General features: G+C 71.6%; 8 protein-coding genes. 3 read left to right on the plus strand and 5 right to left on the minus strand.

The window, feature by feature from the left end; all coding sequences use genetic code 11:
- Positions 1–14 precede the first annotated feature (14 nt).
- From LOY02_RS07510 to LOY02_RS07520, 3 genes are all read right to left on the minus strand, one after another.
- Positions 15–308: a MoaD/ThiS family protein gene (locus LOY02_RS07510; protein ID WP_317181717.1), complete on the minus strand. Its 294-nt coding sequence runs from the start codon at positions 306–308 to the stop codon at positions 15–17.
- Positions 309–340: 32 nt separating this feature from the next.
- Positions 341–1420 (minus strand): sialidase family protein, encoded by a 1080-nt coding sequence (locus tag LOY02_RS07515; RefSeq protein WP_317181718.1) that lies wholly within the window; start codon positions 1418–1420, stop codon positions 341–343.
- A 101-nt stretch (positions 1421–1521) separates the two neighbouring features.
- Entirely contained in the window at positions 1522–2469 is a 948-nt protein-coding gene (locus LOY02_RS07520; protein ID WP_317181719.1) for a 2-hydroxyacid dehydrogenase, read from the minus strand.
- A 43-nt stretch (positions 2470–2512) separates the two neighbouring features.
- On the opposite strand from LOY02_RS07520, the gene LOY02_RS07525 reads away from it, so the two are divergent.
- The 3 genes from LOY02_RS07525 (at position 2513) to LOY02_RS07535 (ending at position 5178) form a co-directional block, all read left to right on the plus strand.
- Positions 2513–3184 carry an MOSC domain-containing protein gene (locus tag LOY02_RS07525; protein ID WP_317181720.1) on the plus strand — a complete coding sequence of 224 codons (672 nt, stop codon included), beginning with the start codon at positions 2513–2515 and terminating at the stop codon, positions 3182–3184.
- Positions 3185–3245: 61 nt separating this feature from the next.
- On the plus strand, positions 3246–4418 hold the full coding sequence (locus LOY02_RS07530) for a PQQ-dependent sugar dehydrogenase (RefSeq protein WP_317181721.1): 1173 nt from the start codon (positions 3246–3248) through the stop codon (positions 4416–4418).
- A 79-nt stretch (positions 4419–4497) separates the two neighbouring features.
- Positions 4498–5178, plus strand: coding sequence for a DUF937 domain-containing protein (locus tag LOY02_RS07535; RefSeq protein ID WP_317181722.1), 681 nt, complete (start codon positions 4498–4500; stop codon positions 5176–5178).
- A 68-nt stretch (positions 5179–5246) separates the two neighbouring features.
- On the opposite strand, the gene LOY02_RS07540 is transcribed toward LOY02_RS07535, so the two are convergent.
- Positions 5247–6752, minus strand: coding sequence for a glyceraldehyde-3-phosphate dehydrogenase (locus tag LOY02_RS07540; protein ID WP_317181726.1), 1506 nt, complete (start codon positions 6750–6752; stop codon positions 5247–5249).
- 93 nt (positions 6753–6845) lie between these two features.
- Positions 6846–8185, minus strand: a 1340-nt coding sequence (gatB, locus tag LOY02_RS07545) for an Asp-tRNA(Asn)/Glu-tRNA(Gln) amidotransferase subunit GatB (protein ID WP_317181723.1), incomplete at its 5' end; no start/stop codon positions are given.

The following is an 8185-nucleotide window of genomic DNA, read 5'->3' on the forward strand; positions in this document are numbered from 1 at the left end:
CCGCGGTCGCCGCGTCAGCCGCCCGAGACGGCGTTGATGATGTGGACGCGCGCTCCCGCCGGCACGACCGTGGCCAGGCCCTGCCCACGCGTGGCGTCCTCACCGTTGACGAAGACCTTGACGTGAGGGCGAATCCGTCCCCGCTCGTCGCGCACCTTGCCGTCGAGGATGCGGTGCTGCCGGAAGGCCTCGTCGAGCAGCTGGGCCACGGTCCGGTCCTCGTCGCCCGCCGCGACCTCGATCTCGCCGACTCCGACGAGATCCCGCAGCAGTCCGGGGAGGATGACTCGGGTCGATGTCGTGGTCATGGGGTCCGCCTGCCCTCGAGCCGTTCCCGCCGTCACGCGACCTGGGCGGCCCGGACCGCGAGGACGTCCGGGAGCTGGGTCGCCAGCCGGGTGAAGGAGTCGCCCTCGTCAGTGGACGCGAAGACGTCGCCGTTGCGCGTGCCGACGTAGATCCCGACGGGGTCGCCGCCGTCGAGCCCGGCGGCATCGCGAAGGACGCATGTGTAGCAGTGGTCCGGCAGCCCGACGGCCTGCGTCCGCCAGGTGCGGCCCGAGTCGTCGGAGCGCTGGACCTGGAGCTGGCTGCCGGGAGGGATGCGCTCGCCGTCGTCCTGGACCGGCACGTTCCACACCACCCCCGGGCGGCGCGGGTGGGCGAGGATGGTGAAGCCGAAGTCGGTCGGGAGCCCGTCGGCGATCGACTCCCACGTCGTCCCACCGTCGTCGGACCGGTAGACGCCCTTGTGGTTCTGGGCGAACAGCTCGCCGTCGACCCCGCGAGCGACCTTGTGCACGCACTGGCCGAACTCCGGGTACTCGTTGTCGGGCAGGAAGTACGCCCGGATGCCCGGGTTGCTCGGCGCCCAGGTCTGCCCGGCGTCCTCGGTGCGGTAGACGCCTCCCGCGCTCATCGCGACGAGCATCCGCTCAGGGCGCCCCGGCTCCGGGACGATCGTGTGGACGGCCCCACCGCCGAAGCCGGGCTCCCACTGCGGCCGGTGCGGGTGGTCCCAGAGCCCGCGAACGAGCTCGAAGCGCTCACCCCGGTCGGCGCTGCGGAAGAGCGCGTGCGGCTCGACGCCGGCCCAGACGACGTCGTCGTCGTTGGGGTCGGGGGTGAGCTGCCAGACGCGCTCCAGCGCGGTGTCGGTGTCGCCGGGGAAGGCGAGCGCCCGGTCAGCGCTCTCGCTCCACGTCCGGCCGGCGTCCTCGCTCACCTGGACGGTGGGGCCCCAGTGCCATGACTTGACGCCGGCGAGGACCGTCCGGCGTCCCGCGCGGGTGTCGAAGGCGACGGACGCGACCTCGCTCATGAGGAAATGTGGTCCCTCGAGGGACCACTCCTGCCGGTCGGCGCTGCGAGCCATCCAGAGCCCCTTGCGCGTGCCGATTGCCACGATCGTCTCAGCCATGTTCACAGTGTCCACTACCCCTCTGACAGCCACAAGGTTCCACGGCCGCGGCGAGCGCCCATGCCGTATGCCGCTGGGCTCGCTCCCGCGCGGGGCGGCGGTCAGTGGACGGCGGGCTTGACGACGTTGTCGAGGGGTCGGCCGTCTCGCAGCGCCTCGACCTGCCGTCGGAGCAGGGCGACCGCCCGGGGTGCCATCGCGGTGGTGGCGCCGCCGACGTGCGGGGTGATGAGGACACCGGGGATCGTCCACAGCGGGTGGTCACGGGGCAGCGGCTCGGGGTCGGTGACATCGAGGGCGGCCCGCAGACGGCCGGACCCGCATTCGGCCACGAGGGCATCGGTGTCGACGACCGGCCCCCGAGCGACGTTGACGACGAGCGCGCCGTCGGGCAGCCGCGCGAGGAGGGACGCGTCGACGAGCCCCCGGGTCGCCTCGGTGAGGGGGACGATGACGACGAGCACATCGGTCGCGGCGGCCAGTGAGGGCAGTTCCTCGATCCCGTGGACGAGGTCGACGAGCTCGTCCCCACCGCGGGACCGCGAGGCGACGACGGTGACCTCGACCTCGAAGGGCAGCAGCCGCCGGACGATCGCGCGGCCGATCCGGCCGTAGCCGACGACGAGAACTCGGCTGTCCGCCAGCGCGCCCGAGACCCTCGGCGCCGCCCAGGTCGCCCGCGACTGCGCGCGGACGTGCTCGGGCAGGTCCCGGCAGGAGGCGAGGATGAGTGCGAGCGCGAGCTCGGCGGTGCTCGCGTCGTGGATCCCCGCCCCGTTGCACAGGGTCACCTGCTGCGGGACCCGGTCGAGCACCGTCTCGTAGCCTGCCGTCAGGAGCTGGACCACCTCGAGCCCCGGCAGCTCGTCGAGACGCTCTCGGGGTGGCGGCGCTCCCATGTAGGGCGGGACGACGAGGCGCAGCTCGGCCCCCCGCTCGTGCGGGCCGCGAACGTCCCACACGACCGGCTCGACGCCCTCGACGTCGGCCAGCCCAGCGGCATACGCCTCCTCGGGAACGGACACCAGGACGGGACGGACCTCGCTCATGCGCGCCAACCTACGACCTCGGGTGGCCACTAGGCTCGTCCGGGTGACCCAGCCCCACGTCCTGTCCATCAACATCGGCAAGGGCGTGCCGAGGCCGCACGCCAGTGGCCCCACGACCGCCATCGACAAGGGGCCGGTGCCCGAGGGAACCCCCGTCGAGGTGCGCGATCCCGGACCCAAGCGCGGCGGGCTCGGCAGCGGCCTCGTCGGCGACGACATCGGTGACGCCAAGCACCACGGCGGGGCGAGGCAGGCCGTCTATGCCTACGCCCGTGAGGACCAGCAGTGGTGGGAGGAGCAGCTTGGGCGTTCGATCCCTCCCGGCACGTTCGGGGAGAACCTCACCACCGTCGGCGTCGACACGACCCACGCCCTCATCGGCGAGGTGTGGAGGCTCGGCGACGTGGTTCTCAAGGTCGAGGTGCCCCGGATCCCCTGTGCAACGTTCCGCGGCCACATGGGCGTGCGCGGCTGGGTCAGGCGGTTCAGCGACGCGGGACGCACCGGCGCCTATCTGTCCGTCGTCTCGCCGGGCGTGATCCGCACCGGCGTCGCCATCGAGGTCGAGCGCCCGGACCACGACATCGACCTCGTCCTCAGCTTCCGTGCCGCCATGGGCGACCTCGACGCCGCCGACCGCGTCCTCGGCGCCCAGGTGCTCCACCCGGAGGAGCACGCCTGGCTCGCTGACCGGATCGCTCGGCGCAGGCGCTGATTTCCCACGCACGCCGCGGCGGCTGCACCGACCGCGACAGCCGAATGGGACAGAATGGGGTATGCCGCCCCGCTCCCGCACGCGCCCACACCGGCTCCTCGTCGGCCTCGCCGCACCGCTTCTCGCCGTCACGGCGTGCACGGGCGACACCTCCGAGCCCCCCGAGGGAGGGAGCACCACCGCCACGACGACCGATGCCACGAGCGCCGGCAGCCCGGCGGCGACGACGACCACCAGCAGCTCGACCGGCACGCCCGCCCCGGTGCAGACCGGCCCCGCGGTAGCCCTGCTGGAAGGCCTCGAGGTGGCCTGGTCGATCGCGCTCCTGCCCGACGGCTCAGCCCTGGTCAGCGAGCGCAACACGGGAGACGTGCACCACGTCCCGGCCCCGGGAACCGGCGGACGACCACGCGTCGTGGGGCAGCTCCCGATCGAGCGGACGAGCGGCGAGGGCGGACTGCTCGGACTCGCCGTCCCGGAGGACTTCGACGTCAACCCGGTGTTCTACGCGTACTACTCGACGGCCAGCGACAACCGCGTCGCGGCCGTGCCGTGGCGGGGTGATCGCATCGGCGAGCCCGAAGTGGTCTTCGACGGCATCCCCCGCGGCCAGAACCACAACGGCGGCCGCATCGCCTTCGGACCCGACGGGCACCTCTACGTCGCCACGGGCGAGGCAGGTGACACGTCCCTCTCCCAGAACCGCCAGTCGCTGGGCGGCAAGATCCTGCGGATCACCGCGGAAGGCGAGCCGGCCCCCGGCAACCCCTTCGGCGGGTCCCCGATCTGGAGCTACGGACACCGCAACGTCCAAGGTCTCGCCTGGGACAGCGAGGGCCGCCTGTGGGCGAGCGAGTTCGGCGCGCAGACCTGGGACGAGCTCAACCTCATCGAGCCGGGTCGCAACTACGGCTGGCCCGAGGTCGAGGGCAAGGCGGGTGACGACGACTTCGTCGACCCGGTGGTCCAGTGGCGCACGGCGGAGATGTCGCCGAGCGGCATCACCATCGGCCCCGACGGCGCCGTCTACATGGCGGCGCTCCGCGGCCAAGCGGTCTGGCGGGTGCCGATCCGCGCGGACGGAACGGCGGGTGAGCCGGAGCGAAAGCTCCACGAGACCTACGGCCGCATCCGTGACGTGCTCTTCGTGGCCGGCCGTCTCTGGCTGACGACGAGCAACGGCAAGGACGACCGGCTCATCTCGGTTCCGCTGGAGGACGTCGGGGCCGGCTGAGTTCCCGCTGTGACCAGGCCTCGGCATGACTAAGGTCGGAACAGGCGGCGCGAGGCCGTCGACACCACGGGAGGTACGCATGTCGCAGTACGACGAGATCTTGGGCCAGGTCCCGGTCAGTCAGCTCGCCGGGGAGTACGGCGTCCCCGAGTCCGAGATCAGAGAGGCCGCCGAGAAGGCCCTCCCGGCGCTGCTCGGCGGGATCCAGGCCAACGCGGAGGACCCGGCCGGCGCCACCTCGCTCGCGCGTGCCCTGAGCCAGCACCAGGGCGGCATCCCCCGCGACCTCGGCGAGGTGGACGTCCAGGACGGGCAGAAGATCGTGGGCAACATCTTCGGCGACAACACCGACCAGGTCATGACTCGCCTCGGCGGCCTCGGTGGCGGCGCTTCGGGAGACCTCGTCAAGAAGCTCCTGCCGATCCTCGCCCCGATCGTCCTGTCGTGGCTCGCCGGGAAGATGAGCGGCCAGGGCGGCCTCGGTGGCGTGCTCGGTGACCTCATCGGCGGCGGGTCGGGGTCGGCGGCCGGCCAGACGCCGAGCCCGGCCCCGGGCCAGGCCGACAGCGGCCCGCTCTTCCCGGGAGGACAGGGCGCGCAGAGCAACCCCACACAGGCTCCGACGGGCGCCGGCACGGCTCCTCAACAGGGCTCGAACCCGATCCAGGACGTCCTGGGCGGGATCCTCGGCGGGTCCGGGGGCGGCGACCTGCTGGGCGGGATCCTCGGCGGGCTCCTCGGCGGTGGCCGGCGCAGCTGAGCTCTCGCTGGTGCTGTCGTCGCGCTGCCGACCCCACGTAACCGGGGTCGGCAGCGCGCCCTCGGAGGTCAGACGCGCGGGAAGGCCGGCGGGTGCACCTTGGCCATCGTCTCGAGGACGCGCACGACCTGGCAGCTGTAGCCGAACTCGTTGTCGTACCAGACGTAGAGGACGACGCGGTCGTCGGCGGTGATGGTCGCCCGACCGTCGACGATCCCGGCGTACTGTGAGCCGACGAAGTCGCTCGACACGACCTCCGGGCTGTCGATGTAGTCGATCTGCTTGTGCAGTGGCGAGTGCAGGGCGGTGCGGCGCAGGTAGGTGTTGATCTCCTCGGGCGATGTGGGCCGCTCGAGCGTCAGGTTGAGGATCGCCATCGACACGTCCGGTGTGGGGACCCGGATCGAGTTGCCGGTCAGCTTGCCCGCGAGCTCCGGCAGAGCCTTGGCCACGGCCTTTGCCGCGCCCGTCTCGGTGAGGACCATGTTGAGCGCGGCAGCGCGGCCGCGGCGCTCGCCCTTGTGGAAGTTGTCGATGAGGTTCTGGTCGTTGGTGAAGGAGTGCACGGTCTCGACGTGCCCACCCACGATCCCGTACCTGTCGCTGACCGCCTTGAGCACCGGCACGATGGCGTTCGTCGTGCACGACGCTGCGGTGAGGATCTGGTCCGCGTCCGTGATCGCCGACTCGTTGATCCCCGCGACGATGTTGGGCAGGTCGCCCTTGCCCGGTGCGGTGAGCAGCACCCGGGCGACGCCGGGACTGCGAAGGTGCTGGGTGAGGCCCTCACGGTCCCGCCAGCGACCCGTGTTGTCGACGACGATCGCGTCCGAGATGCCGTAGGCGGTGTAGTCGACGTTTGCCGGGTCGTCGGAGTAGATCACTTGGATCAGGGTCCCGTTGGCGAGGATGGTGTTCGCGGCCTCGTCGACGGTGATCGTTCCCTGGAAGGACCCGTGGACCGAGTCGCGGCGCAGCAGGCTGGCCCGCTTCATCAGGTCGTTGTCGCTTCCCTTGCGCACGACGATGGCGCGCAGGTTGAGGCCGTCGCCCTTGCCCGCGTGGTCGACGAGGATGCGCGTGAGCAGCCGCCCGATGCGACCGAAGCCGTAGAGGATGACGTCCGTGCCACGGCGGCCCTCGCCGTCGTCAGGACCGGTTGCGCCCTTGCGGCCGGCCACGTCGCCGAGCTCCGCCTTGACCCACTCGGTGAGGTCCGCCTCGCCGGCCTCCTGCTTGTACTTGCGGGTCAGCCGGGCGAGGTCCACCGAGGCGGCGCCCGGGTCTGCGGCCGCCAGCGCCTGGAGCACCGGCAGCGTGTCCTGCAGGTCGAGCTCGACCTCGTCGACCCGCCGGGCGAAGCGGTGGGCCTTGATGAGGTGGATCGCGGACTCGTTGATGAGGCCGCGCCCGTAGATCGACGTCACGACGTTGTTCTGCCGGTAGAGCCGGCCGATGATCGGGATCATCGCCTCGGCGAGAGCCTGGCGCTCCGACCAGTCCTCGTAGTGCTCGTCGGCCGCGCTCGCCGGCGCGGACAGGTCGGTCGACTGGTCAGTCAGGGAGTGCGTCATCGTCACGAGCCCAGAGACTAGGTGCGGACCGACACACCGCCTGACCCGCCTGTGCGGAGACCGTGAGCAAACTCACTCTTGACACGACACCCGTCAGGTCAGGCGGCCCAGGATGAGCTCGCGAGCCCGGCCCGCGTCGGCCTGGCCCTTCATCTCCTTCATCACCTGGCCGATGAGGGCCCCGGCGGCCTGGACCTTGCCGTCCCGGATCTTCGCGGCGATGTCGGGGTTCGCCTCGATGACCCGGGCGACGGCTGCCTCGAGGGCACCGTCGTCCTGCACGAGCTCGAGACCCCGTGCATCCGCAACCTGCGTCGGGGCGCCTTCACCGGCGAGGACACCGTCGAGCACCTGACGCGCCATCGAGTCGTTGAGGCGCCCCCTCGTCACGAGACCGTCGAGCTCGGCGACGTGCGCCGGCGTGAGGCCCAGCCCGGCGGCATACGTGACGATGTCCTGGCCGGCCGCGTTCGCGCGGCGAGACGGCTCGCCGAGCCACCACTTCTTGGCGGCTGCGGGGCTCGCCCCGGCCGCGACCGTCTCCTCGATGAGCTCGACGGCGCCGGCGTTGACGACGTCGCGCATCTCGAGGTCGCTGAAGCCCCACTCGGACTGCAGACGCTTGCGACGTTGGCCGGGCGGCTCCGGGAGGGTCGACCGCAACGCCTCCACCGTCTCGGGAGCCGGCGCGACCGGAACAAGGTCGGGCTCCGGAAAGTAGCGGTAGTCGTCGGCGTCGGACTTGACGCGGCCCGACGTCGTGACGCCGGTGTCCTCGTGCCAGTGGCGGGTCTCCTGGAGGATCGAGCCGCCGGCGTCGAGGATCGCAGCGTGCCGGGAGATCTCGTAACGCACGGCCCGCTCGACCGAGCGGAGCGAGTTGACGTTCTTCGTCTCGGTGCGCGTCCCGAAGGGCACGGCGAGCTGTGCCTCGCTGCGTGCGTCGTCCCCGGCGCGTGGGCGCAACGACAGGTTGGCGTCGCAGCGCATCGACCCCTGCTCCATCTTCACGTCCGAGACGTCGAGGGCCCGCAGCAGGTCCCGCAGGGCGGACACGTAGGCCTTCGCGACCTCCGGTGCGCGCTCCCCCGCGCCGACGATCGGCTTCGTCACGATCTCGATGAGGGGGATCCCCGCCCGGTTGTAGTCGACGAGGGAGTACTCCGCGCCGTGGATCCGCCCGGTCGAGCCCCCGACGTGGAGCGACTTGCCGGTGTCCTCCTCCATGTGCGCCCGCTCGATCTCGACGCGGAAGACCTCGGTGCCGCCCGCACCGTCGTCGACCTCGACGTCGAGGTAGCCGTTGAAGGCGATCGGCTCGTCGTACTGCGAGGTCTGGAAGTTCTTCGGCATGTCCGGGTAGAAGTAGTTCTTCCGCGCGAAGCGGCTCCAGGGCGCGATCTCGCAGTTGAGCGCGAGGCCGATCCGGATCG

Source organism: Intrasporangium sp., assembly GCF_032907665.1.
Taxonomy (GTDB): Bacteria; Actinomycetota; Actinomycetes; order Actinomycetales; family Dermatophilaceae; genus Intrasporangium.

Bases quoted from the DNA above. Each gene is read 5' to 3' on its own strand.
- LOY02_RS07510 (WP_317181717.1), bottom strand. From the start codon at position 308: ATGACCACGACATCGACCCGAGTCATCCTCCCCGGACTGCTGCGGGAT.
- LOY02_RS07515 (WP_317181718.1), bottom strand. From the start codon at position 1,420: ATGGCTGAGACGATCGTGGCAATCGGCACGCGCAAGGGGCTCTGGATG.
- LOY02_RS07520 (WP_317181719.1), bottom strand. From the start codon at position 2,469: ATGAGCGAGGTCCGTCCCGTCCTGGTGTCCGTTCCCGAGGAGGCGTAT.
- LOY02_RS07530 (WP_317181721.1), top strand. From the start codon at position 3,246: ATGCCGCCCCGCTCCCGCACGCGCCCACACCGGCTCCTCGTCGGCCTC.
- LOY02_RS07535 (WP_317181722.1), top strand. From the start codon at position 4,498: ATGTCGCAGTACGACGAGATCTTGGGCCAGGTCCCGGTCAGTCAGCTC.
- LOY02_RS07540 (WP_317181726.1), bottom strand. From the start codon at position 6,752: ATGACGCACTCCCTGACTGACCAGTCGACCGACCTGTCCGCGCCGGCG.